We start from the raw sequence: 24,210 nt of genomic DNA, 5'->3' as shown, positions 1-24,210 counted from the left end.
TTGAATTGGCTAAGCATCATCTTGAACCGCTTAATAACCCTAACCAATAAAGCATTGGCAAAAGCTAATAATAATTTACAAGGAGAGTAATAATGACGGTCCTAAAACAAGGTTTGGCTATGGCATTAGTACTCGCTTGCGCTCTGGCATTAATACCAGCCATCAGTGGCTGCTCGACGTCAGAATCCGATCCCAGCAAACAAACTATCCCTACTGACTCTAATCAGTGGCAAAAAAAGCTCGGCGATACTTTTGAGAAGCTCTCTGAGGCCGATAGAGGTCTGCTTAGCCGCTATATGATACGTATGAAGCTAAGTGATGCTTACGAGTCAGGAGCCATGCCAAGTACGACGATAAAGCAGGCCTTAGTGCAGCAGCGCGAGTATGAGCGCCTGCACCCTGACAATCCAACTGGTAAAAAGAGTCCTGTAGGCGCTAGCCAGACAGTAGCTAAAGTTGATAATCAGATTTATCCCATCGCCCTACTGCCGGTTAAAACCAGTGATAACGATAGCCTAACTCAGGTGAAGCTACAGTTTATGCTATCTAATCATGGCACTGTGCCTATCAAGAGTTTTAAAGGTAAGCTATTAATGAAAGACGCTAAGCTTACTAAGGGCAAGCGCTTTAATATTCCCCTTACGCAGTTTGCAACTCCTATTACCCCTGAGCAGTCGGGTAAGATCATTATTGAAAGCAGTATCGAAGATATCAATGTGATGCGTGCTATTAAAAACGCTCAAGACGTAACCATTGAAATAACTGAAGGCACGCTAACTTTGACTGATGGCCAAAAGATAGAGTTCGCTGAAAAACTGATACCTTAATGCTAAAAATCTTATTAAATACGTTTATTAGCCAGTAGAAGGACAAATAAAAAAAGCCCCAATCAAATAATGATTGGGGCTTTTTAATTATACTAAGTACTACTTAAATTTGGCGGAGACGGAGAGATTCGAACTCTCGAAGGGCTATTAACCCTTGTCGGTTTTCAAGACCGGTGCATTCAACCGCTCTGCCACGTCTCCATTTGTGCATCATTATAGCGATCTGAAATGATAATGCAAGAGGTTAAATTAAAAAAGTGAAATTATTTTGCAAATAGGCATTATTTATTAGCTTATTGCCGACTTTAGGCCTGTCTACTAAAGGTTTAGGGGCCGAATACTTGCGTAACCCTCTTCTATTTAGTATTAGCTTGTTTGCTGCAGGAAAGATGCAAGCACATATCGAGTAGACGATTGGCATAGCCCCATTCATTATCATACCAAGCAAATACTTTATACTGAGAACCAACTTGCATCAGCTGCTGACCATCGATAATCAGCGATTCGGTTTGATGGATAAAATCACTGGATACTAAAGGCTCATCGGTATAAGCCATAATATTGATTAAATGAGCTTGGCTAGCTGATTTAAGGACTTCACGCATATCTTCTACAGTCACCTCTGCTTTGCCAAATACAAACGTCACGTCGATAGCCGCCACATCAATGGTTGGTACTCGAATAGAATGACCATTTATTTTGCCTATCATCGCTGGTAGTACTCGCTCAGTCGCTGCAATGCTACTAGAAGTAGTCGGGATAATATTATAGCCTGAAGCCCGTGCGCGTCTTAAATCACGATGAGCTTGATCCAGTACCGTCTGATCAGCAGTAACTGCATGAATCTCGGTCATCATCGCTGATTCTACCCCAAAGGCTTTATCTAGAGTGTCAATCAGCGGCACTAGAGCTTGGGTCGTACAAGAGACACTAGAGATAATCGGCAGATCCAAAGTCAGCTCATCGCTGTTAACACCCATAATAATACAAGCATCGACATCATCGAAGGGCGCAGCCCCTATGATGACTTGTTTTGCGCCTGATGCGATATGCAAACTCGCTTGTTCGTAAGAGCGAAAATTCCCAGTACACTCCAGTACTACATCGATATCGAGATCATCCCAAGGGAGCATCTTTGGATCACTTCTCGATAGCAGGCGAATACAATAAGTTAAATCATTTTTGCTTAAACACAGCTCAATTTCATTCTTTGCGCTAGGAGATAGTTTTTGCTGCTTATCAGTAATGCCATTTTGGACAATTTTGGCATCAATACCCAATCGACTCAAACGCCCATGAGTACTGTCGAATTTCAATAAATGCAGTAAGGTTTCAGCAGGTGCCAAATCGTTAATTGCCACTACATGAATCGATCGACCTAGCACTTCAAAGCGCTCAAGTAGTGCACGTAATACATTGCGGCCTATACGTCCAAAGCCGTTAATAGCGATACGTAGAGGCTTACTATTTCCACCTGTGGCACGCAGAGATGAGTTATCGGAGTCGCTATTGACACGACGATAGGTGGCGTTGGCAAAATCAGACATAACAAAGTATCACTATAGAGAAAGGGCGAAAGAACCGAGATTGTCGAAGAATAGAGCTTGAGGCTGAGCAACCGCTTGGTTGGCAGCGTACAAGCTCGTATACAGGCAGAAAAATATAAAATAGCTATCTATCAAGATACTGATAGACAAGCGCCTAGCAATAACAGTATCTAAATATAAAAGCCTTAAGGAGTGATAAAAATCAGTGCTAAACGAATGGTGTTGTAATCGACGTTCTGTTTAAGGTAATCATAAATAGGTCGCAGCTTGGCAGTACCATCATCATTGAAATCATTAGGATTATTAGCAACTTTGATGGCCACATAAGCATTGCCAACAGCAGTCATTATCTCATCACTAGGCCGTAGATGATCACAGGCAAGGCTAGGGTCTTGGTGTTTCAGCTCACTAATATGGCGCATAATAGTCGATTGTGCAAGCTCTCTCGACTCTGCAATCTCCGCAATAGTTAGGCTCTCTTCTAATAATTGCCGTGTCACTAGCAAGGTAGTGTCGGATTTATCAGCGACTTGATTGCCCTGCTTTTGCTTTTTATCTTGCAGTTGTTGCTGCTGCTCACGGCGTTTCTTTTGCAAAGTAGCATAAGCATCAATGATAGTTTGATTGGTAGTGCCGCCTGATTTTATGATAAATTTTTCATGGTTTTGCTGCATGCTTTTTTCATCGAGCATAGCATAGTTAGCATCCGCTTCCGCTGAGAGCGCCAAGAAGCGTTTATCAGCCCCACGTGCCAATGGATCTAGCTGCAAGCTCATACTATTCATACCTAGTAACTGTAAGCCTGCTAGTGACTTAAGGCGTGATAATGCGACATAACCTTGTCCCAGCTCAAAGGTACGTGATAGATCGATCTCAGCGGCATCCAATGTCATACCTTGCGACTTATGGATAGTAATCGCCCAAGCTAGACATAGTGGCACTTGCTGATAGCTTGCCAGCACCTCGCCAGTTTCATCTTCAATAATCCACTCTTCAGGTTCAGCTATCACTTCACGCCCTGAGTTCAACCTTACTACTGGCATTTTTTGGCTGGTCGGCTGTTTGCTGAGGGCTTTTTCTGCTTTTTTTGCTGGCGGCTCAACGATACTATCGTCCGGATCATCATCACTAGCTATGAGCGTTTCTTTACTCTCTAACGCATGGCTTCTAGCATCTTTTTCAGCTTTTGCTTTAGCCTGACTGTCATCAACTTTTACAGTGGCATAGCCAATCAGCTCGCCCATAGTGCCGTTTGAAACGTTGAGCTCGGTGTTGTTTTTGATGAACATAACTTTTGCGCCCACTTTGAGTACTAACTCATCTTGGGTGCGCACAGTTTTTTTCAAAGTATCGACTAGCTTGTCTTCACCGATAGAAATAGCCTCGTAACGCTTCATCTCACCAGAGAGTTCAGCTAGCTCTTTATCGTTTATTTTATTGACGTTGAGGTTATGGGTATATAGCCGAGTGCGTTTGATATCGACATCTTGATCATAAGTAGCTTCTAGGGCCGCAATAGCCTCAAAGCTCACTTCTTGACGACGGATTTGGTTGAGAATGTCATCCAAGTCAAGACCACCATTGGCCGCTTCACTGACTTGTCGATGCTGCTCGCTCAAATAGCAGATATGAAACTGGGCATCGAGCCAAGCCTCTGACATAAAGGCAAACTTCTCACGGTTACTCTCCCCCCTACTACCGATAGGCGGCAACTGAAAAAAGTCTCCGGCGACTACTACTTGTATACCACCAAAGGGCTGATCGCTTTTGCGCACATGCTTGAGTACTTGATTGACTAGATTAAGCTGCTTGGCATGCAACATCGATATCTCATCAATGATTAGCACAGCGGTCTCTTTAAGTCTGTCTGCCAAGAACTGCTTACGAGCTAGAGTGGTTAAATCCCGCTCTGATAGCTCATCTTTGATCCCTATGCCCGACCAGCTATGAATAGTAGTACCACTCATGTGAGTGGCGGCAATACCAGTGCTGGCGGTAACCGCTACAGGCACACGCCGCGCACGCAAATAATTAATATATTGGTTGAGGGTATAAGTCTTACCGGAACCTGCTGAGCCTGTCAAAAAAACATTTTGACCTGTTTGTAAAATATCAAGAGCGGATGATTGACGCATATATCTAAACCAATTAATAAGCTGATGGGAAGAAAGCGGCTATCAGCAAATCAATAACTGTAATAGCCTAAAATATTTGCTAACAATTATAACAGCTACCTGACCTTTGCAAACTACTTTAAGCGGATAGCCATACATAACTTAAATTTATGTATCACTAGACCAAATATCATTAAAAGTAACTATCGCTCTATATCAAAGCTGAGTACGATAGAGCTATTGCTTGATCAGGAAGATCTAGTAATTAGTGCATAAGTATTTATTTTTATAAGGTCTTAAATAGCCTCTTGATAACTACTCATGCTCTTGTTTTGCCTTATATAACGCAACAAGGAGAAGTTAATGTTATACCCTTATCCTAATACCGCAGACAGTACCGTCCATTTTCGTGAAAAATACGATAACTTTATTAATGGCGAATGGGTCGCTCCTATCGATGGTGAGTATTTCGATAATCCTAGTCCCATTAATGGCAAGACTATCTGTCAGGTAGCCCGCTCCAAAGCCGCTGATATTGAAAAAGCCCTAGATGCCGCTCATGCGGCAAAAGAGGCTTGGGGAAAAACCAGCGTTACTGAACGTGCCAATCTGCTGCTAAAAATCGCTGATAGTATGGAGGCTAATTTAGAGTCTATCGCTATTGCCGAGTGCTATGAGAATGGCAAGCCTGTTCGCGAAACCCTTATTGCCGACATTCCCTTAGCCATCGACCATTTCCGCTATTTTGCCAGTGCCATTCGTGCTCAAGAAGGGGGCATTAGTCAAATAGATGAAGACACAGTTGCCTATCATTTCCACGAACCCCTGGGTGTCGTCGGTCAAATTATTCCGTGGAACTTCCCTATCTTAATGGCAGTATGGAAACTAGCTCCTGCGCTTGCTGCTGGGAACTGTGTGGTATTAAAACCTGCTGAACAAACACCAGCCTCTATTCTTTATATGCTCGATATCATAGGTGTGGCAGATATCTTACCTAAAGGCGTTCTCAACGTGGTCAATGGCTTCGGGGTTGAAGCCGGTAAGCCGCTAGCCTCTAACCCACGTATCAATAAAGTTGCCTTTACTGGTGAGACCACTACTGGTCGCCTGATTATGCAGTACGCCAGTGAAAACATTATCCCCGTAACTTTAGAGCTTGGCGGTAAGAGCCCAAACATCTTCTTCGCCGATATTATGGATGAAGATGATGACTTCTTAGACAAAGCGGTTGAAGGCTTAGTCATGTTCGCACTTAACCAAGGGGAAGTCTGTACTTGTCCTTCACGCGCTTTAGTACACGAAAGCATCTACGATGAGTTTATCAAGCGTTGTATCGCTCGTGTTAAAGCTATCAAAATGGGTAACCCACTAGACACCGAAACCATGATTGGCGCTCAAGCTAGCTCTGATCAATTAGAGAAGATATTATCTTACCTCGATATCGGCAAAAAAGAAGGCGCAAAAATTCTAGTTGGCGGTGAACAAGCAAAGCATGAAGGCGAGAACTCGGAGGGCTATTATGTACAGCCGACGATCTTTGAGGGCACCAACGACATGCGAGTGTTCCAAGAAGAGATCTTTGGTCCAGTGCTGGCGGTTACTACCTTTAAAGATGACGAAGAAGCTATGAGCATTGCCAATGACACCTTGTACGGTCTAGGCGCTGGGGTTTGGACTCGTAGCGTACATAAGGCCTATCGCTTTGGCCGTGGTATACAAGCCGGCCGCGTATGGACCAACTGTTATCATATCTACCCTGCTCACTCTGCCTTTGGTGGTTACAAGCAGTCAGGTATTGGCCGCGAAAACCATCTAATGATGCTCGATCATTATCAACAAACCAAAAACATGCTGGTCTCTTATAGTCCTAAAGCGATGGGATTTTTCTAAGCCGTTTGCTTAGACTGTATTATTTAGCCAGTCATGGAATTATGAATGGGTAGTGATTTCAGGTATTGACGGACTGGGTCACATGGCGGTGCAGTATGCTATTGCTATGGGCTTAAACGTCGCTGCTGTAGCTGTTGGTACACGTCTGGACTTACAAGAATCGTTAAACATGGCGGCAGCAGGCAAAGTAAAAGCTACTGTAACCGCTGAACCGTTAGAGAATATCAATGATATTTTTGAACGTATGCGCCAGGGAAAAATCGAAGGTCGGATTGTTATCGACTACACTATGTAAGTATTTAAACCGTTGGTATCTGTATAGATACATTGCGTCATAAATAATGAGTCGTATTATTTCCAGTGACATGCTATTAATGGTGTAACTGGATTTGATGCGACTTTTTTTATTAGCTCTTCATATTAATAATTAATAAGCACTTTTAATGACAAGGAAACTGTTATGAAACTCACCGCTACCCAATCTTGCGAAGCACTGATTGAGCTACTAAAATCTAAGCATGGCGAGCTGATGTTTCATCAATCAGGCGGCTGCTGTGATGGCAGCTCTCCTATGTGTTATCCATTAGGCGAGTTCAAAGTAGGCGCTCAAGACGTCCTACTCGGTGAGCTGGCTGGCTGCCCTTTTTATATGGGTAAAGCACAATATAAACTCTGGCAGCATACTGATTTAACCATCGATGTAGTCAAGGGCCGTGGAGCAAGCTTTTCGTTAGAAATACCAGAGGGCAAACGCTTTATAGTACGCTCAGAGGTCTGTGCACTATGAGGTTTGGTGCGCAAATAAGTATTCCAATGCAATAAATACAGTATACGACCAGCTTAATTAGCAGGGACGCTACGAGGAATAAAAAATGGATTTTGATTATGTCATTGTAGGGGGCGGTTCAGCAGGTTGTGTACTCGCCAGCCGTCTTACAGAAAACCCAGATATCAGTGTCTGTCTACTAGAGTATGGTGGCGATGGCAAAGATTTAGCAGTGCGGGTGCCTGCTGGTCTCATCCTGTTAGTACCTGGCAAGCCGCTTAAATTGAACAACTGGTGCTTCCATACTACCCCACAAACTCATCTAAACGATCGGCGTGGCTTTCAACCTCGTGGTCAGTGTTTAGGAGGCTCATCGGCTATTAATGCGATGGTTTATACTCGTGGTAGTCCGCTAGATTATGAGCGTTGGGTCGAGCAAGGCTGCGTAGGTTGGGGCTTCGACGACTTACTACCCTATTTTATAAAAGCTGAAAACAATGTGCGTGGTGGCGATGACTTGCATGGTGATAGTGGGCCATTAAATGTCAGTGATCTGTTGAGCCCTCGCGATATCTCTAAAGCTTTTGTGCAGGCTGGCATCGCTAACGGACTCGAGCACAACCAAGACTTCAATGGCCCTAAACAAGAAGGCGTAGGTCTATATCAAGTGACCCACTTTCATGGGGAAAAACAAGGCCAACGCTGTTCAGCAGCAGCAGCTTACCTTCATCCAGTACAAGAGCGCCCGAACTTGACCGTTGTCACTCATGCGCAAGTCAATCGAGTAATCATCGAGGATCATAAAGCCACGGGCGTTATCTACGAAAAACACGGTGCTGAGCAAATGGTCAATGCCCGTCACGAAGTTATCCTGTCTGGCGGTAGCTTTGGCTCGCCTAAAGTGTTGATGTTATCTGGTATTGGGCCAAAAGCTCAGCTTGAAGCTTTAGATATAAAAGTAGTCGTAGATGCCCCTGAAGTAGGTGAAAATCTACAAGACCATTTGGATGTAGTGTTTGATTATGAAGTCAATACCACTGACGTATTCGGCGTTGGCACTATCGCTGGGATGAACTTCTTTAAGGCCATGCGGCAATGGCGTAAAGATGGCACTGGTCTGCTATCAACGAACTACGCTGAAGGCGGTGCGTTCTTTAGCGTTGGTGATGCACCGCAAGAGTGGCCGAATACTCAGCTGCATTTCGCCATAGCTCGAGTGATGAATCATGGCCGTGATCTCAAACGTGGCTATGCCGTCTCTTGTCACGCTTGTTACTTACGTCCAGAGAGTCGCGGCACGGTAAAGCTCGCCTCCAATGACCCCGCTGCTGCACCGCTCATTGATCCAAACTATCTGTCACATCCCAAAGATGTGGAATATATGATCGCAGGCGCTGAGCGTACTCGCGCTATTATGGCGGAGGCGCCTATGGCTAAGTATATTACCGAAGATTACCCTGCTCCTTATTTAGAGAAAGACGGTATGCTTGGTTTCATTCGCAATAGATCAGATACTATTTATCATCCTGTCGGTACTTGCCGTATGGGTGCAGACGAGCAGTCAGTAGTCGATCTAGAGTTAAAAGTCAGAGGGGTAAGCGGATTACGAGTCATTGATGCGTCCATCATGCCCACGCTCATCAGTGCTAATACTAATGCGCCGACTATCATGATCGCTGAGAAGTTAGCGGATAGTATCAAGGCTGAGTTTGTAGCTGCTATCGAATCTAGAGAACAGTCACTCCCAGCCTAGTTTCGTTAGACGCTTCAAGGTATAAAAAGTATAAGGGTTGGTCATAATATGGCGAACCCTTATTGTTCAATGGTAGTCTGATACTATTTAGCCAATGTCAAATGGCATTATCTAACATTAGTCGAATGGTTGCCTTTATGAGAGCCTCGCCCAAGACACCTCTAAAATTAACTCTCATGAAATTTGGTTTTATCAGCATAAGTTTTATAATATCAAAAATGCTGAGCAAGCAAGATCTTAGCTCTGTGCTATCCGCTGTATTTAGTGAGTCATTTAAGCCTTACACCTTAGCCTCCAAAGGTTAAGCACCAGTCAGTCATAGCTATAGCCCATTAGCGGTTTGCTACTACTGCACAGTTGTCATAAGATATAACTATAATAATACAGGGTAACCAAATAGGTGTAGTACCCTAGCGCCTTATTATTGGCCTTAAAAATACTATTAAGTTTTTATAGCCTTGTAGAGATTACTTCATCTAGGCCTACCTGCTAACTTCAATATCGCTTCTTGGAACATTCGTATGAATACCCTTACTACCTCTTTGCTCAAGACCACGTTAACTGCCAGTTTATTACTCTCATTACCAATGATGGGGTTAGCGGCAACGCCACAAAAGTGGAAGCTAGATGTCCCGAAAACTAACGTAGATTTTCAGGTGGCTTATTTGGGCAAAGGTTCTGTTGAAGGTCAGTTTCATAAGATGGATGGTGCTATCAATTATGATGTAAAAAATCCTACTAACACCACCATTAATTTCACCGTAAATACTAACAGTATCGATGCTGGTGGCAATATGCGCAATGCTTTTTTGCGTCGCAAAGAGCTGCTTAACACGGCACAATATCCTACTATGACTTTTGTCTCAAAAAAGGTCAGCATGATTAATGCTAAAGAAGCTAATGTCACTGGTGATTTTACGGTACTGGGTCAGACTAAACCTCTAACCGTAAAAGTTACTCTAACAGATGTGGTAAATGATCCTACGACTAAAAAACCTATCTTGAAATTCAAAGCGACAGGATTAATCAATCGATATACTTACGGGGTCACGGCTTTTCCAAAAATCATCGGCAATATGATTCCGCTTGAGATATCAGGCAACCTTATCGCTGCTAATTAAAATATAAACTAAAAGAACAGTGACTAGGATTATGTTCTAGTCGCTCTTTTTTTGTCTTAAATCAGCCACTATTAAACCGTACAGCGCACAGTATTGGGTATAAACTATTTAGTCTTATACCTAAAAATAGCAAGGATGCCTACTATGCTAAATAATAATAAGTTGATTAAGTCATGCCTTAGCGCCAGCCTTAAGCTTGCCTGCACAGCTGTACTAGCCATAACGACAGCCCAAGCCAACGACTCTACAGGTTATGTAGGCACAGGCGGCGTTGCTTACCTTAAAAACAAAAATATCAGTATGCACAGCGAAGACTTATACATTTCTAAAGATAATATTCGGGTCAATTATGAGTTTAAAAACTTAAGCAATAAAGATATCACCGAGACGGTATTGTTCCCTATGCCTGCTGCGCCCTCACGATTAGAGAGTGACTTTGCAGATACTACTAAGCTGGTTGATAGCTTTAAGATTGTGAGCAATGGCAAGCCTATTACTGCAAAAACTAATGTGCGTACCTTTATGCACCCTCTTGTCATTGAAGCTGGTCAGAGAATCTACGCTGACAACTCTATTACTATTGATACCACTGAAATATTTAAAGCCTGTGGGGTTAAAGACAGTGAAATGATGATTCCATGGACCAATCAAGGCAATACTGCCAGTGTGGATCAAAAGCTACAAAACTGTACTGACAAAAGACTGAATAAATTCATTAATACTAATGAAGAAGACAGCTATCTCTACTGGCAATCACAAATTTTTTATAGCTGGCAACAAACCTTTAAAGCTAATGCCACTACTAAAATCAATCATTCTTACCAGCCTTTAGTAGGTGGCTCTGTGCATTTAGGCGAGGAGGAATTTGCCACTTTTTGCTTGGATGGAGCTACGGAGCAAGCATTGAGTAAGACCGGCGCTCGCCCTTATCATGCCTTAAGCTATATCTTGACTACAGGCGCTAACTGGGCAAAGCCAATAGCCAACTTTAAACTCACCGTAGAGCGCGATCCTAATGAGCTAGTATCGTTTTGCTGGAAAGGTAAGGGAAAAGTTAAGAAGGTAGGCCCGACGACGTTTGAGATTAAAGAAACTAACTTTGTACCTAAGCATGACTTTGAGGTGGCTTTTCTTTTGAGGTAGTGGTTAGTTTGCAAGCAAGAGGATAAAAAGATGAGCCTGTAGATAGGTGTTCTTTAATAGTCGTGAAATATGCGGGGCATGGGTCATCGGCTTTTAATGATTTCTGCCTACCTAACTCAAGCACAGCTTTCGTCTTGCACTCAGGCAGAGTAGTACTCTGCTTAATCTTCGCTCACCCTCGGCAGATACTTGCATCTTGCGCAGAGTACTACTCTACTTAATCTTCTCTCACCCTCGGCGAAAAACAGCAGGACATTGATTGTGCGCATCGATATGATAATTAAGTTTGAATTCTGGTGTGTGGGGCGCGCCCTCGCACTCTAAAAAAAGTAAGCTTTTAAAAACGTAAACAAGAGTGATTATGATATTGCTCTAATCGCTCTTGTTTCGGTTTAAATATAAGGTTTTTTAAATTGTAAGGTATGCCTATCCTAACTCTAATATTTTTTTGCATTCTTCAAAGCCATTAATTAAATTTTCATCTAGATTCAATTGTATATTAGATACATTCTTTCTTCTAAACTCTGTATTATTGAATATTTCCTCGATAGCCTTGTGACAGTTATTTTTATAAAGATATTCATGTGTATTATTTTTAGGAATAGACACTACACGACGTTTATTATCATCTCCATTTAAAAATAAATACTTGATAGGATGTGCTTTGATTGTTTCTCTAAGATTTTCATCATAAGAAAAGAAGAACGGTATAAAAACTTCTTCATGTGAAGACATACCTCTAATAAAATCCTCCATTATCCTAGGTGCCATTATGTCCCAAGAAACATTATTAACTCGTTTTAAAAATTTATCAAACTTCATTCCATGATGTATTTTTTTAAAAGTACCAAGGTTTTTATTCTTGAAATATTCTAATGCTAGAATAGATTCTCTGTCAGAAAAACAGCATTTTTCGTTCATAAAATTTATAAGTTCTAAATACTTATTTTGAGTGGACTTATTACTAGAGAATTGAATTTCTACAATCTTTAAAACTATCATTTTTGTCATTTTAAACTTAGTTATGATATTTTTTAGTAAATCGTTAGCTTGGAAATAAACTTTGAAGCATAGTTCTATCGCTTCTTCTTTTGCTTCTATGTCAGAAATGCTTGTCTCAAAACTATTAGCACCTTCTGGTTTAATATGCTTAAACTTAATAAGATTAATGAGGTTCTTCTGAAAATCAGCGTTTAAAAGATCCCATAACTCAAAATCTTTATTTATTAGACATAAATCAATATTAATGCTTTCAAAATTTTCATATAAATAAAATGTAAAATCATACATTATTCGATTATGTAAAATATCTAATAATAGTGGTATTATCTCCTTACTGCCATTAAACGCTTTTCTTTCCATAACAGCATTAATATATGTGCAAATGTTTGAATCAAACATTAATGAGTAATCGGCTGGTACTTTCGAAAGCTTTTCAGTTTTTGAATTTCTAATAACCTTATTGTGAACAAAACGAATTTTATTAGATTGGAAATAACTACATACCAGTTCTCTTGATAGAATATTATAGATATTTTTAGAAAAATTAATGTTACTACTTTCACCGATTGCAAGCATGAAGCAATCATCTCTTAAATTTGCTTCTTCCCATATCCTGTATACTTCTTCATCTGATGAACAATATTCAATTTTTTTGAACAGCTCTTCAATTTCAACTAGTTCCATAAGTCCTATCCTTGATTTAGCAGCTTGTTGCAGATAAAAAATGTGTCCAGCGAATTAATAATCCAATCTATCATACAATAGTCGTCTAGTTGGAAGTTTCATCTACTACACTTAAGTTTGAACAACATTGCAATATATATATATATACAAGCGAATGGTATGATTAGCTCCAAATCAATTTGAAAACAAAACCTGAACGTAAAAAAAGAGCTACTAGATTATTCCAGCAGCTCTTCTATAGGTATAAGTTTTATTTAAACCAAACCATACAAAGCCTTAACCACATCATCAGCCTTAATGCCAAATTCTTTATACAAGTCCTCCGCTGGTGATAATTCACCATAAGTGGTCATACCTATGACTTTACCGTCTAGACCAATAAACTTATACCAACGCGTAGGTTGGGTTGACGAAGGAAACCCAACAATCTGTATTTCATAAAATTGTCATGTTGGGTATCGGGTCTCGACACCAACCTACCTCTGTCTTTAATATTAAAGAATAGCTAAAACGATAAAATATAATTTATGAATGGTGCGCTAGGCGCACCCTAACTTTTATAATTTATAACTAAACTTGAAACCTACACCAAACTCTGCACAGCCTCAACTACCGCATCCGCCGTAATACCAAACTCTTTATACAAATCCTCAGCTGGTGCTGACTCGCCGTACGTGGTCATGCCGATGACTTTACCGTCAAGGCCTACGAACTTATACCAGTAGTCCACATGCGCGGCTTCTACAGCGACACGGGCACGGATATTAGCAGGTAATACTGACTCGCGGTAATCGCCGTCTTGCTCTACGAAGATCTCAGCACAAGGCATAGAAACTACCCGCACACCAACACCATCAGCGCTTAAAGTCTCGTATGCTTGCATAGCAAGACCAACTTCTGAACCAGTAGCGATAATGATTGCTTGCAGCTCGCCTTTCTCTTTTGCGAGGACATAGCCACCTTTAATAATATTAGCCACTTGGCTCTCATCACGTGCTTGATGCGGCAAGCTTTGACGACTAAAGATCAGCGCTGATGGATTATGTACAGACTTAATCGCTTCTACCCAAGCACTAGCAGATTCCGTTGCATCACAAGGACGCCATGTACGTAGGTTCGGCGTAGTGCGTAAGCTAGTCAATTGCTCTACTGGCTGATGGGTCGGGCCATCTTCACCAAGACCGATAGAGTCATGAGTATAGACGTGGATGATACGCTGCTTCATCAAAGCGCCCATACGCACCGCGTTACGCGCATATTCCATGAACATGAGGAAGGTTGCCACGTAAGGGATAAAGCCACCATGCAAGGCGATACCGTTAGCGATAGCGGTCATACCGAACTCACGTACACCATAATAGATATAGTTACCAGCAGCATCGTCTTGAATGCCTTTAGCGCCTTTGAACAAAGTTAAGTTCGAGCCAGCAAGATCTGCTGAACCGCCCATCAACTCTGGTAATAAGGGCTGCAAAATATTGATCGCATTTTGACTGGCTTTACGACTGGCGACATCACCGCCTTGCTGTTGGGTTTGCTGAATATAATCTTGCGCTTGGGCTTCAAAGTCAGCAGGCAGATCGCCATTCAAGCGACGTAATAGCTCGCTGGCCAATTCAGGATAAGCTTTGGTGTAATTTAGGAAGTCCGCTTCCCAGTTCTTTTGTAGCACATCACCTTTTGGTTTTGCATCCCACGCTTGATAGATCTCATCATCTAACTCAAACGGCGCATGTTTCCATGACAAAGCATCACGAGTTAAAGCGATTTCATCATCACCTAGTGGTGCACCATGGCTAGAAGCTGAGCCTTGTTTATTCGGGCTACCAGCGCCAATAGTAGTTTTACAGATGATCAGACTAGGCTTAACAGTCTCTTTGATTGCCGCTTCTGTAGCTTGGGTAATAGCATCAGTATCATGACCATCGACCTTGATAACTTGCCAGCCATAAGCTTCAAAACGGGCTTGGGTGTCATCAGTGAACCAGCCATCGACTTCACCATCGATAGAGATGCCGTTGTCATCATAGAAGAATACTAATTTACCTAGCTCTAAAGTGCCAGCCAATGAACAGACTTCATGGCTAATGCCTTCCATCAAACAGCCGTCGCCTAAGAACGCATAAGTGCGATGATCAACGATATTATGACCATCACGGTTGAACTGCGCCGCTAAGGTTTTTTCTGCGATAGCAAAACCAACCGCATTAGCGATACCTTGGCCTAATGGACCAGTAGTGGTTTCGATACCTGGAGTGTAGCCAAGTTCAGGATGGCCAGGAGTCTTTGAATGCAGCTGGCGGAAGCCTTTTAGATCTTCGACACTGACATCATAGCCTGATAAATGCAGCAATGAGTAGATGAGCATTGAGCCATGACCATTCGACAATACAAAGCGGTCACGGTTATGCCAGCTAGGGTCTGCTGGATTATGCTGTAAAAACTTGCGCCACAATACTTCAGCAATATCGGCCATACCCATCGGTGCGCCCGGATGGCCTGAGTTGGCTTTTTGAACCGCATCGAACGACAGTACACGGATGGCATTGGCTAATTTACGTTCGCTAATTGGAGCTGGCATAGAGTGTCCTAATATTGGGATAAGAGGTATGGAAGATAAAAGGCAATTTTGTTCGAAGGCAATCAAGTAAAGGTGCAATAAGCACCCTCACAGAATAAGATAGAAGTTCAAAGCGTAATATTAACATAGTTGCTAACGGCCAAACCAAAAAATGGCATGATAAGACCGTTGGTATTTATTAATAATTCCTATCAGTTTTGTCAAATTACTCGTAATGCCCAACTATTAATAGCTATTAACAGTTATTAACAATGCTTAGAAACTACGAGCCATTCATGTAGGTCGTAAAAACCAACTACTTATTTATGGCGATGCTTTCAGCACCACCCATAAACGCACGTAACACTTCAGGGATAGTAATACTTCCATCAGCGTTTTGATGGTTCTCCATCACTGCTAATAATGTACGACCGACCGCTAGACCTGAGCCATTTAAAGTGTGCGCTAAGCTAGTTTGCTTGCCATCTTTAACTCGCGTACCCATACGTCGTGCTTGAAAGTCGCCACAATTTGAGCAGCTAGAGATTTCACGATAAGTCTCTTGGCTCGGTAACCATACTTCGATGTCATAAGTTCTTTGCGCGGCAAAGCCCATATCACCTGTGCATAATTGCACGGTACGATAAGGTAGGTTAAGCTGCTGTAAGATAAATTCAGCTTGTCCCGTCATCGCCTCTAGCAACGCATCAGACTGTTCAGCAGTGGCGATATTGACCATCTCGACCTTTTCGAATTGATGCTGACGAATCAGGCCACGAGTATCACGGCCATGCGAGCCCGCTTCACTACGAAAGCAGGGGGTATGAGCGGTGAACTTCAATGGTAGCTCTTTGATATCTAAACGCTCGCCACGGACTAAATTGGTCATCGGTACTTCAGCAGTTGGAATTAGATAGAAGTCTGTGCCTTCATTGTTAGTATGGTTAGTCAATTTAAACAGATCATCTTCGAATTTTGGCAGTTGGCCTGTGCCTTTTAGGCTCTCTGAATTGACAATGTAAGGGACATAAGTTTCAGTATAGCCATACTTCATAGTATGAGTGTTGAGCATGAACTGAATAAGGGCACGGTGCATCTGTGCCAACTGACCTTTTAGCACATTAAAACGGCTACCTGTTAGCTTCGCAGCAGCTTCAAAGTCTAGCATGCCTAGCGACTCACCAAGATAGCTATGGTCTTGAATATCAAAATCAAATTCGCGGGGAGTACCCCATCTACGCACTTCTACATTATCATCTTCTGAAGTGCCAACGGGTACATCTGCTGCTGGTAGATTCGGTATTTGCAACGCCGCTTGGGTAATACGCTCTTGTAAGCTACGTAGAGTGTCTTCTGCGTTTTTAATCTCGCCACTGACACTTTGCATCTCAGCTAGCAGTTCGCTGGCATCTTCACCGGTCTTTTTTAGCATGCCGACTTGTTTAGCGCCAGCATTACGACGTGATTGCAGCTCTTCGGTTTGCACTTGTAGAGACTTGCGCTCGCTCTCTACAGCTTGCCAGAATGCCATATCTAGGGTATAGCCACGAGTGGCCAGTTGCTGCTGTAAATCAAGTAAATCACCGCGTAAGAGTTTTGGATCGATCATAATAATGGCCTGTAGCGCTAGAAGTTAAGGGTCAAACTAAGACAGAGCTATTGAAAGCAGCTGCTATGATACCAAGACCAGATAGCTTTGACTATGTTTAGCGTAGCTTTAGCCTAGGTTTTATCGCATTAGGGCGACTATCTATAAGCTACTAAAAGCTGTCTATTGCTATGCTAAGATGCATATATGTTTCTTTTACAGGCGCTTTTCGGTAAGATAAGCACACATCTATTATCACTTATGGGCAGCATGCTATTTCGCTGTCGCCATCGCATTTAATCAAAGTATTTGAGAACCCTTTATGGCCCTGTATCCTTATACCCTACAACCTGTCGCTTTGAACTTAACTGAAGCTGAATTTCAGCAAGCACAATATGAACTGTTTGCTAATGCTAGCCCCTCGTTTGGTCTATCTAGTATTAAGACTAAAGAATGGATTATCATGGCGGTAGTAGTCATATTAGCGATCGCAGGACTGGTCTTTGTATCTGGCTATTCGACGATTATCTTTTGGGTGATGCTAGTTGCAGTAGTAATTTATCTGCTAGTGCGTACGCTTGGCTTTAAGTGGTATGTCAAAAAGCAATTTGAAAAGCAAGTTTCTGAGCAAGAGATGCCTGATGAAATGCGTCAAATGAAACTTGGGGTACAAAAACATGGCTTGGTTATGGCGATGCCAGTCAATCAGCCTGGTGCGGTGAACAATCAAATGCGTGGTATGCAAATGCGTGCAGCGAGCACTCAGCAAGCGGTAATCCCATGGAGCGCTGTTAAAAGCTGGGATGAGACTGATGATTATATCTTTATGATGTTTGAGGTAAAAGGCCAGCAAGGCAGTCAAATCGTACCTAAGCGTTTGCAAGCGCAAAAGTTCCCTATCGATACAGTACGTCAACATCTACAAGAAGTGATTCCTACTCGTGGTTTGAACACTGAGAATTTACAGCCGCCTACTGACAAGATATAATTTATTGGTTATTTGATGGTAAGGTCCCTATTGATTTTACAAAACATAACTCGTCTTTTGGTTTAATTAATTTAACTTATAGAGCTGCAGTTGTTATGATAATGACCATAAACAGATTAGTTACTAATCGTCAAAACCAGTCGCCGATCAGCTGGTAGTTAGTGACTATTGTACTTCTAAAATAACAGCAGCATTCTAATTCTAAAATAACACTAAAAGGATACTATTATGAGTACTAATCAAATCGGTTTAGAAAAAGCAGATATGAGCGCCATCATTGCTAAACTTAATGGCTTATTGTCTAGCTATCATATGTTCTATATCAATGTTAGAGGCTATCATTGGAACGTAAAAGGCGAGCATTTCTTTACCTTACATCCTCAGTTTGAAGAGCTGTATACTGCCCTGCAGATACAAATCGATGAGATCGCCGAGCGTATTTTAACTTTAGGTGGCACTCCTTATCACGCCTATAGCGATTTTACCCAACATGCTAGTATTCAAGAAGATAAAAACGTTAAAGATGGTAATACTTGTGTTAAAGGGGTAGTTACTGGCCTACAAGCTTTGATAGAAGAGCAGCGTCAAGTGTCAGCAGCAGCGGCAGAAGCAGACGATCAAGGTTCAGCGGATCTAGTAGATGCCTATGTGCAAGAACAAGAAAAACTCGTTTGGATGTACAACGCTTTTTTAGGCTAGAACCGTCTAAGCTATAAAACTATCAGTTAGCCAATTTACTTCCAATAAAAAAGCACCCTACTGGGTGCTTTTTTGTGCTCAGCTATAAAGGTTATGGATAACCCAGCTACTGTTTAGAGCCTGCTTACTGCTTGATCCATTGGCTCATCTTTTCACGTTCAGCCGGCGTAGCATTTAGCCATAACTGCATAAAATTATCCAGAGTGCCGCTGGTTTGAGCGCTATTAGCGGCTGGTGCACTAGGAATCGCTGCATAAGTACCAGAAGATATTATCGCGGTTGTATTAGTATTATTTTGTGCGTTTACTCCTGGCTGGCTCAAAGCAGCAATAGCTTGCTGGTTTTGCATCTCAGCATTACTACCGCCACCGAATACTCCACCTAAAGCTTTACCTAATCCTGAGAATATACCGCCATCATTACCCACTATGCTTTTTTGACTGGCTATAATGGTATTATTCTGCTGTATGGCTAAGGTTGGCTGTTGAGCATACTGTTTGGCTGCACGATACTCTTCTGGCTGATTAGGCATAGTCAAACGATAGGTTTGATTATCTAATAGATTTGCTGCAACACTGATATTCCCTGAGCGTAGATAGTCATGTTCATCACGTGGGAGTTGATAAAAGCGATCATACTTAGCAGTAATGACGTGTTGTCCGGGCTGTAGACTCAGCTGTTTGGTCAAGGGCTCAAGAATGCCTTGTTTGAGTTCTTGACCATTGATAGCCGTAACCTTGATATTATCATCAACCATTAGAGTTACTGCTGCATGCGTAAGCATAGATACTGACCCTGCACTTATCAATACAGCACCGAGGGTAAGTTTTCTTAACTGAGAAGTGAAGACGGTCATAAGGTATCCTATCAATAGTAAGTTTTTGATAAACAGGCTAAGTTTTTTTAGGGATAAAAACAGCTATAAAAAGCTATCGGATTGAGTAGCTAAGTATTCGAGTTATTAAAAGTCTAGCGGCATGGTATGTTGATCTAGAGTAGCAGCGTCATGATCTACTTGGGTCTCTTGGCTAATATCAGCCAGTTCAGCGGCAAGGGTCTGCTCATCAATAGTGCGCAGTGCATCGCTAATAACCGCTTTAGAGATATTACTTCGGCCTAAGTTTGAGAACATAGGCTGAATGTAATTTAATACCTCCATCATAGCCCCAATACGATGTGGGCCTTCAGTCAGTAAATGATTGAGAATGCGCTCATCGAACTGCCAGCCACGGCGGCGCAAAATAGACTGCATTAAGGCTTGCCGATCGGCCAAATCATGGCCATTAGGGACCTTAAAAGTAGGCGCTTGGGCGAGACGGCTCAATAGATCGGTTAGCTTAAAGGGTAGCTCGCTGGCCGGCTTATTGGCGGCAAACAGTATTTGACGTTGACCTTCACGGCTGCGGTTTATTAAATGAAACAAAGCCTCTTGCCACTCGCTACTATGCTCAAGTACCTCTAGGTCATCTATAGCAATGACGTCAAAATTCTCCAACGAGGACAATACGTTAACATCAGTATGTATTAGCTCATTCAATGATAAGCAAATAGCCGACCTATCCATTTCAATAAAAGACTCACAAATAGCCGATAGCAGATGTGATTTACCAGTAGCAGGACTACCAAACAGATACAGCTGACCGATTAAACCGACATGTAACTGCCTTATAGCATCAATGATAGACAGCCAGCCGGGACCAGAAAAGTCACTGAGGCTCGCATCGTGTTTAATGTCCAGATTGAGACTTAGCTGTGCTTTTGCCATGAATCATCAACTTAGTTTGCGTAGGACGATAGACTAAAAATAAACAGAATGCCAAATATGACATCATACTACTTAAAAATACTAGCAGGGATACTATTACTACAGACAACTGCTAGTTATGCCTACTACCCTGCATAACTGCCCAATTATAAAAATAAGACAACTTAACATGTAGAGTATGCAAGATAGTAGACAATGCCCCTATATATACCATAATTACAAAATGACTGACAAGTCTTTTAGCGCACAACTTACCTAAAGCAGGTTTAGTATTCGATCCTCAGCGCTATAAGCTCAGGACTATGACCTTAACACTACGAATAGCAACTGCCAGTACTCTATATGGAATTAGCTAAGCTATTTTCTTTCGAAAAGCTCTAACTGCTTACGACCTTTATAAAAATCAGTGGAACGGTAATAGGCATATAGATGACGAAACAATACATTGAGCACGGCCGACACTGGTAATGCGATTAGCATACCCACGAAGCCTAATAGACTAGCCCCTGCCAGTACGGCAAAGATAACCCATAATGGCGAGAGGCCAATTTTGTCCCCTAGCAATAGCGGCTGTAAAACATACCCTTCAGCGGCTTGTCCAACTAAAAAAGCCCCAGCAATTAACGACAAATGGAACCAGTCTAAGCCGAACTGGAACAAACCGGCGATAATTGAAGCTATAAACCCTAGACCAAACCCTAAATAAGGTACGAAGCTGGCAATACCTGCTCCCATGCCAATAATAAGTCCCAGCTCTAAGCCGATGAGCTGAAGCTGAACGGCATAAATAACTCCTAGCAATACCATAACCAGTAACTGCCCTTTGACAAACTCCATCAATGCCCGATCACATTCGCGTGCCACAGTAATGACTTTTTTGCTGTAAGCAGCGGGTATAGCCATTTTCCAATTGTGCAGACGTTTATCCCAGTTAAATAAGAAATAAAAGGTCAAAATAGGTACTAGTACAATCAGGCCGGCACTATTAATGAAGTTCATACTCGAAGCCAACAGCTGGCTAACCCAAGTTCCGGCATCAGAAAACTCGTAATGGCTTTGCATGTAACCCACTAAAGTCTCCGAAAAGCCTTTGCTCTCTAATACCGGCATACGGATACGAGTATTATCAACGAACCACTGGCGGGCCACCTCGTTATACCAGTTCAATACTTTGGGTAAATAATCCCAAGCGGCTTGCAGTTGATACCATAAGGTAGGTATCAGCCACCATAACAGTAAAACCATACTCAAAGTAATAGTCGCATAGACCAAGAGAATGGCGATCCAACGTTGCACATACTTTGATAGTTTTCTTACTAAGGGGTTAAAAAGATAGGCCAATACAAAAGCAAATACAAACGGTATGATGACCGGCGCCATAAGATACAAAAGCACAAAGGCTATGACAATAGCAACGACGATAAATAAACGCCTGAAAAAAGGGTCTATAGTCTGATTTATCATTAGTAGTAATCCTAAATTTAAGCTTATATCTATATAATAGGTAGCAGAAACTGTGCACAAAACAAATAAGTTTGGCAAAATTTAAATGCCTTATTATCGCAGAGTAGCTAAAAAAAGCAGTGATTTTTTGTGTTTTATAGGTTTATTTTGCTGTTATTAGCAATGTTAGCGGATTATTGCTAAGTTGCTTTGCGAGTAGCCGCTATTTTTGGGTATAATGCGCCAACCATTATTGATTTACTCCGCCCAACCCAATTCATTATTCTAACTGTGAGATGACCATGAGTGACAAGCCTTCTTTAAGCTACAAAGACGCAGGCGTCGATATTGACGCAGGCGACGCGCTGGTTCAGCGTATCAAGTCAGTGGCCAAAGCCACTACTAGACCTGAAGTAGTAGGTGGTCTTGGTGGCTTCGGTGCTTTATGCCGTATTCCAACCGGCTATACCTCTCCACTTTTGGTCTCTGGTACAGATGGTGTAGGCACTAAGCTCAGACTAGCTCTACAACTAAACCGTCACGACACTATCGGCATTGATCTGGTCGCTATGTGTGTTAATGACCTACTAGTTTGTGGTGCAGAGCCATTATTCTTCTTGGATTATTATGCTACTGGCAAGCTAGATATAGATACTGCTGCTACTGTAGTTACTGGTATTGGCGAGGGCTGTAAGCTTGCTAACTGTGCGCTCATCGGTGGTGAGACTGCCGAAATGCCAGGCATGTATCAAGAAGACGATTATGACTTAGCCGGATTTTGTGTTGGGGTAGTCGAAGAAGCTGAAGTGATTACTGGCGAAAACGTAGCTGAAGGTGATGTACTGATAGCGTTAGGATCAAGTGGCGCACATTCAAACGGCTATTCACTAGTACGCAAAGTGATAGAAGTTAGCGGTATAGATGTGACTACTAGTACTGAACAATTAGACGGTCAATCTATTCAAGACGCCCTAATGGCCCCTACTCGTATCTATGTCAAAGCTATTAAAGCCTTACAAGATACGGTTGGTAATGCAGCGCTACATGCGATGTCACATATCACTGGTGGTGGTCTTACCGACAACTTACCACGGGTATTACCAGATCATTTAGCGGCTAGTATTGATACTAATAGCTGGCAGTTCTCTGAGCTATTCACTTGGCTACAAACCCAAGGTAATATAGCACAGAGCGAGATGTACCGCACCTTTAACTGTGGGGTGGGATTTGTGATTGTAGTGCCACAAGATAAAGCTGCTGCTGCTCTTAAAACCTTGACCGATGCAGGCGAAAAAGCTTGGCACATTGGCGAAATGATCAAGCGTGAAGCTGATGCAGTGGTGTACCGTTAATGTCGGTAGCTCCTCTAAGGCAAGCGCCTAGTCCTATGCGTGTAGCCGTTTTAGTATCTGGTAACGGTAGTAACTTACAAGTACTGATAGACGCTATGCAGTCGGGCGCTTTACCAATCGATATCGTGGGCATCATCAGCAATCGTGAAGATGCTTATGCTATCACTCGTGCCCAACAAGCTGGCATCCCAGTAGCGGTACTGTCGCATACTGCTAGTGGCAAACGCATGGCTATCAAGACCTTTGAGCGTCATGCCAGCGAACAATTACAACAGTGGCAGCCCGACTTAATAGTATTGGCTGGATTTATGCGAGTAGTTAGTGCTGAGTTTATTGATAAGCGCATTGCTCCTATGGTCAATCTACACCCTGCCTTGCTTCCGGCTTATAAAGGGTTAGACACTCATCAGCGTGTCATACAAGCGGGCGATAGTCATCATGGCTGTAGCGTGCATGTTGTGACCGCTGAGCTGGATGCTGGGCAAGTACTGACCCAAGGCGTGCTAAGTGTTGGTGCCAAAGATACTGCTACCAGCCTACAAGCTCGCGTGCAAAAAATTGAGCATAAGCTACTGCCATGGACGCTGCTATTATTGGCTAAAGGGGTACTAACTATCAATGAACGGTATTTGCAAGATACTGAGTCCTACTTACCTACCTTACCTTTAAAACTACTGTTATAACGGTAGAGTATTACTGACAGCGTGTTACCTCTATTTAAGTTTTTAAGCCCAATAAAAAGCCCAGTATTTCTAGTAAAAGAGATGCTGGGCTTTTTTATCGATTATTATTAGTTAATTAAAAATCCATACTATTTAATCAAAGCTCTATACTAATCAATCAAAGCTCTATACTAATCAATCAAAGCTCTATACTCATTAAAAATCCATATCAGTTAATCAAAGCTCTATTTATAGGCGTCAAGCTTACGAGTAGCGTCAATGTTAATAGACTCTTGTATACCAGAA

General features: G+C 42.2%; 19 protein-coding genes, 1 tRNA gene and 1 pseudogene. 11 read left to right on the top strand and 10 right to left on the bottom strand.

Features of this window, described 5'->3' with window-relative positions:
* The first annotated feature begins 92 nt into the window (after positions 1–92).
* The gene (locus JMY09_RS04625) at positions 93–827 is read left to right on the top strand and encodes a hypothetical protein (protein WP_201622431.1); all 735 of its coding nucleotides are present in this window, start codon (positions 93–95) and stop codon (positions 825–827) included.
* Positions 828–937: 110 nt separating this feature from the next.
* On the opposite strand, the gene JMY09_RS04620 is transcribed toward JMY09_RS04625, so the two are convergent.
* The 3 genes from JMY09_RS04620 to JMY09_RS04610 form a co-directional block, all read right to left on the bottom strand.
* Positions 938–1,028 (bottom strand) — tRNA-Ser (locus JMY09_RS04620).
* Between the two features lie 155 nt (positions 1,029–1,183).
* The gene (locus JMY09_RS04615; RefSeq protein ID WP_201622430.1) at positions 1,184–2,374 is read right to left on the bottom strand and encodes a type I glyceraldehyde-3-phosphate dehydrogenase; all 1,191 of its coding nucleotides are present in this window, start codon (positions 2,372–2,374) and stop codon (positions 1,184–1,186) included.
* A 185-nt stretch (positions 2,375–2,559) separates the two neighbouring features.
* Positions 2,560–4,509, bottom strand: coding sequence for an AAA family ATPase (locus tag JMY09_RS04610; RefSeq protein WP_201622429.1), 1,950 nt, complete (start codon positions 4,507–4,509; stop codon positions 2,560–2,562).
* A 342-nt stretch (positions 4,510–4,851) separates the two neighbouring features.
* On the opposite strand from JMY09_RS04610, the gene exaC reads away from it, so the two are divergent.
* The 6 genes from exaC to JMY09_RS04580 all read left to right on the top strand — a co-directional run bounded on the left by exaC (position 4,852) and on the right by JMY09_RS04580 (position 11,161).
* Positions 4,852–6,378, top strand: a complete 1,527-nt coding sequence (exaC, locus tag JMY09_RS04605; protein ID WP_201622428.1) for an acetaldehyde dehydrogenase ExaC — start codon at positions 4,852–4,854, stop codon at positions 6,376–6,378.
* Between the two features lie 52 nt (positions 6,379–6,430).
* The gene (locus tag JMY09_RS04600) at positions 6,431–6,673 is read left to right on the top strand and encodes a hypothetical protein (protein WP_256932762.1); all 243 of its coding nucleotides are present in this window, start codon (positions 6,431–6,433) and stop codon (positions 6,671–6,673) included.
* 165 nt (positions 6,674–6,838) lie between these two features.
* On the top strand, positions 6,839–7,165 hold the full coding sequence (locus JMY09_RS04595; protein WP_201622427.1) for a DUF779 domain-containing protein: 327 nt from the start codon (positions 6,839–6,841) through the stop codon (positions 7,163–7,165).
* A gap of 85 nt (positions 7,166–7,250) precedes the next feature.
* On the top strand, positions 7,251–8,897 hold the full coding sequence (locus tag JMY09_RS04590) for a GMC family oxidoreductase (RefSeq protein ID WP_201622426.1): 1,647 nt from the start codon (positions 7,251–7,253) through the stop codon (positions 8,895–8,897).
* A 521-nt stretch (positions 8,898–9,418) separates the two neighbouring features.
* Entirely contained in the window at positions 9,419–10,018 is a 600-nt protein-coding gene (locus JMY09_RS04585) for a YceI family protein (RefSeq protein WP_201622425.1), read from the top strand.
* A 144-nt stretch (positions 10,019–10,162) separates the two neighbouring features.
* Entirely contained in the window at positions 10,163–11,161 is a 999-nt protein-coding gene (locus tag JMY09_RS04580) for a DUF4424 family protein (RefSeq protein ID WP_201622424.1), read from the top strand.
* Positions 11,162–11,587: 426 nt separating this feature from the next.
* Here JMY09_RS04580 and JMY09_RS04575 read toward each other — a convergent pair whose 3' ends face one another.
* The 4 genes and pseudogenes from JMY09_RS04575 to serS form a co-directional block, all read right to left on the bottom strand.
* Positions 11,588–12,847: a hypothetical protein gene (locus JMY09_RS04575; RefSeq protein WP_201622423.1), complete on the bottom strand. Its 1,260-nt coding sequence runs from the start codon at positions 12,845–12,847 to the stop codon at positions 11,588–11,590.
* 254 nt (positions 12,848–13,101) lie between these two features.
* Positions 13,102–13,239: pseudogene (locus JMY09_RS14795) on the bottom strand (hypothetical protein); the annotation flags it as partial.
* A gap of 191 nt (positions 13,240–13,430) precedes the next feature.
* Complete coding sequence (tkt, locus tag JMY09_RS04570) at positions 13,431–15,428, bottom strand: transketolase (protein WP_201622422.1); 1,998 nt, start codon at positions 15,426–15,428, stop codon at positions 13,431–13,433.
* A 295-nt stretch (positions 15,429–15,723) separates the two neighbouring features.
* Positions 15,724–17,016, bottom strand: a complete 1,293-nt coding sequence (gene serS, locus JMY09_RS04565; RefSeq protein ID WP_201622421.1) for a serine--tRNA ligase — start codon at positions 17,014–17,016, stop codon at positions 15,724–15,726.
* 301 nt (positions 17,017–17,317) lie between these two features.
* On the opposite strand from serS, the gene JMY09_RS04560 reads away from it, so the two are divergent.
* Together JMY09_RS04560 and JMY09_RS04555 are read left to right on the top strand one after the other, a co-directional pair.
* A complete protein-coding gene (locus JMY09_RS04560; RefSeq protein WP_201622420.1) occupies positions 17,318–17,983 on the top strand; it encodes a YcxB family protein in 666 nt (221 codons plus the stop codon).
* 228 nt (positions 17,984–18,211) lie between these two features.
* On the top strand, positions 18,212–18,682 hold the full coding sequence (locus JMY09_RS04555) for a Dps family protein (protein ID WP_201622419.1): 471 nt from the start codon (positions 18,212–18,214) through the stop codon (positions 18,680–18,682).
* 124 nt (positions 18,683–18,806) lie between these two features.
* On the opposite strand, the gene JMY09_RS04550 is transcribed toward JMY09_RS04555, so the two are convergent.
* From JMY09_RS04550 to JMY09_RS04540, 3 genes are all read right to left on the bottom strand, one after another.
* Positions 18,807–19,538 carry a DUF2057 family protein gene (locus JMY09_RS04550; protein ID WP_201622418.1) on the bottom strand — a complete coding sequence of 244 codons (732 nt, stop codon included), beginning with the start codon at positions 19,536–19,538 and terminating at the stop codon, positions 18,807–18,809.
* A 105-nt stretch (positions 19,539–19,643) separates the two neighbouring features.
* On the bottom strand, positions 19,644–20,447 hold the full coding sequence (gene hda / locus JMY09_RS04545) for a DnaA regulatory inactivator Hda (protein ID WP_201622417.1): 804 nt from the start codon (positions 20,445–20,447) through the stop codon (positions 19,644–19,646).
* A gap of 357 nt (positions 20,448–20,804) precedes the next feature.
* Positions 20,805–21,911 carry an AI-2E family transporter gene (locus JMY09_RS04540; RefSeq protein WP_201622416.1) on the bottom strand — a complete coding sequence of 369 codons (1,107 nt, stop codon included), beginning with the start codon at positions 21,909–21,911 and terminating at the stop codon, positions 20,805–20,807.
* A 281-nt stretch (positions 21,912–22,192) separates the two neighbouring features.
* Here JMY09_RS04540 and purM point away from each other — a divergent pair, with 281 nt between their 5' ends.
* On the top strand, positions 22,193–23,242 hold the full coding sequence (gene purM / locus JMY09_RS04535; protein ID WP_201622415.1) for a phosphoribosylformylglycinamidine cyclo-ligase: 1,050 nt from the start codon (positions 22,193–22,195) through the stop codon (positions 23,240–23,242).
* Positions 23,242–23,925: a phosphoribosylglycinamide formyltransferase gene (gene purN, locus JMY09_RS04530; protein ID WP_201622414.1), complete on the top strand. Its 684-nt coding sequence runs from the start codon at positions 23,242–23,244 to the stop codon at positions 23,923–23,925. Before purM ends, purN begins: the two co-directional genes overlap by 1 nt.
* Positions 23,926–24,210 lie beyond the last annotated feature (285 nt).

This window comes from Psychrobacter urativorans (assembly GCF_904846695.1).
Lineage (GTDB): Bacteria > Pseudomonadota > Gammaproteobacteria > Pseudomonadales > Moraxellaceae > Psychrobacter > Psychrobacter urativorans.
This window is presented reverse-complemented; position numbering and strand designations above follow the sequence as displayed.

Bases quoted from the DNA above. Each gene is read 5' to 3' on its own strand.
- JMY09_RS04625 (WP_201622431.1), top strand. From the start codon at position 93: ATGACGGTCCTAAAACAAGGTTTGGCTATGGCATTAGTACTCGCTTGC.
- JMY09_RS04615 (WP_201622430.1), bottom strand. From the start codon at position 2,374: ATGTCTGATTTTGCCAACGCCACCTATCGTCGTGTCAATAGCGACTCC.
- JMY09_RS04610 (WP_201622429.1), bottom strand. From the start codon at position 4,509: ATGCGTCAATCATCCGCTCTTGATATTTTACAAACAGGTCAAAATGTT.
- exaC (WP_201622428.1), top strand. From the start codon at position 4,852: ATGTTATACCCTTATCCTAATACCGCAGACAGTACCGTCCATTTTCGT.
- JMY09_RS04595 (WP_201622427.1), top strand. From the start codon at position 6,839: ATGAAACTCACCGCTACCCAATCTTGCGAAGCACTGATTGAGCTACTA.
- JMY09_RS04590 (WP_201622426.1), top strand. From the start codon at position 7,251: ATGGATTTTGATTATGTCATTGTAGGGGGCGGTTCAGCAGGTTGTGTA.
- JMY09_RS04585 (WP_201622425.1), top strand. From the start codon at position 9,419: ATGAATACCCTTACTACCTCTTTGCTCAAGACCACGTTAACTGCCAGT.
- JMY09_RS04580 (WP_201622424.1), top strand. From the start codon at position 10,163: ATGCTAAATAATAATAAGTTGATTAAGTCATGCCTTAGCGCCAGCCTT.
- JMY09_RS04575 (WP_201622423.1), bottom strand. From the start codon at position 12,847: ATGGAACTAGTTGAAATTGAAGAGCTGTTCAAAAAAATTGAATATTGT.
- tkt (WP_201622422.1), bottom strand. From the start codon at position 15,428: ATGCCAGCTCCAATTAGCGAACGTAAATTAGCCAATGCCATCCGTGTA.
- serS (WP_201622421.1), bottom strand. From the start codon at position 17,016: ATGATCGATCCAAAACTCTTACGCGGTGATTTACTTGATTTACAGCAG.
- JMY09_RS04560 (WP_201622420.1), top strand. From the start codon at position 17,318: ATGGCCCTGTATCCTTATACCCTACAACCTGTCGCTTTGAACTTAACT.
- JMY09_RS04555 (WP_201622419.1), top strand. From the start codon at position 18,212: ATGAGTACTAATCAAATCGGTTTAGAAAAAGCAGATATGAGCGCCATC.
- JMY09_RS04550 (WP_201622418.1), bottom strand. From the start codon at position 19,538: ATGACCGTCTTCACTTCTCAGTTAAGAAAACTTACCCTCGGTGCTGTA.
- hda (WP_201622417.1), bottom strand. From the start codon at position 20,447: ATGGCAAAAGCACAGCTAAGTCTCAATCTGGACATTAAACACGATGCG.
- JMY09_RS04540 (WP_201622416.1), bottom strand. From the start codon at position 21,911: ATGATAAATCAGACTATAGACCCTTTTTTCAGGCGTTTATTTATCGTC.
- purM (WP_201622415.1), top strand. From the start codon at position 22,193: ATGAGTGACAAGCCTTCTTTAAGCTACAAAGACGCAGGCGTCGATATT.
- purN (WP_201622414.1), top strand. From the start codon at position 23,242: ATGTCGGTAGCTCCTCTAAGGCAAGCGCCTAGTCCTATGCGTGTAGCC.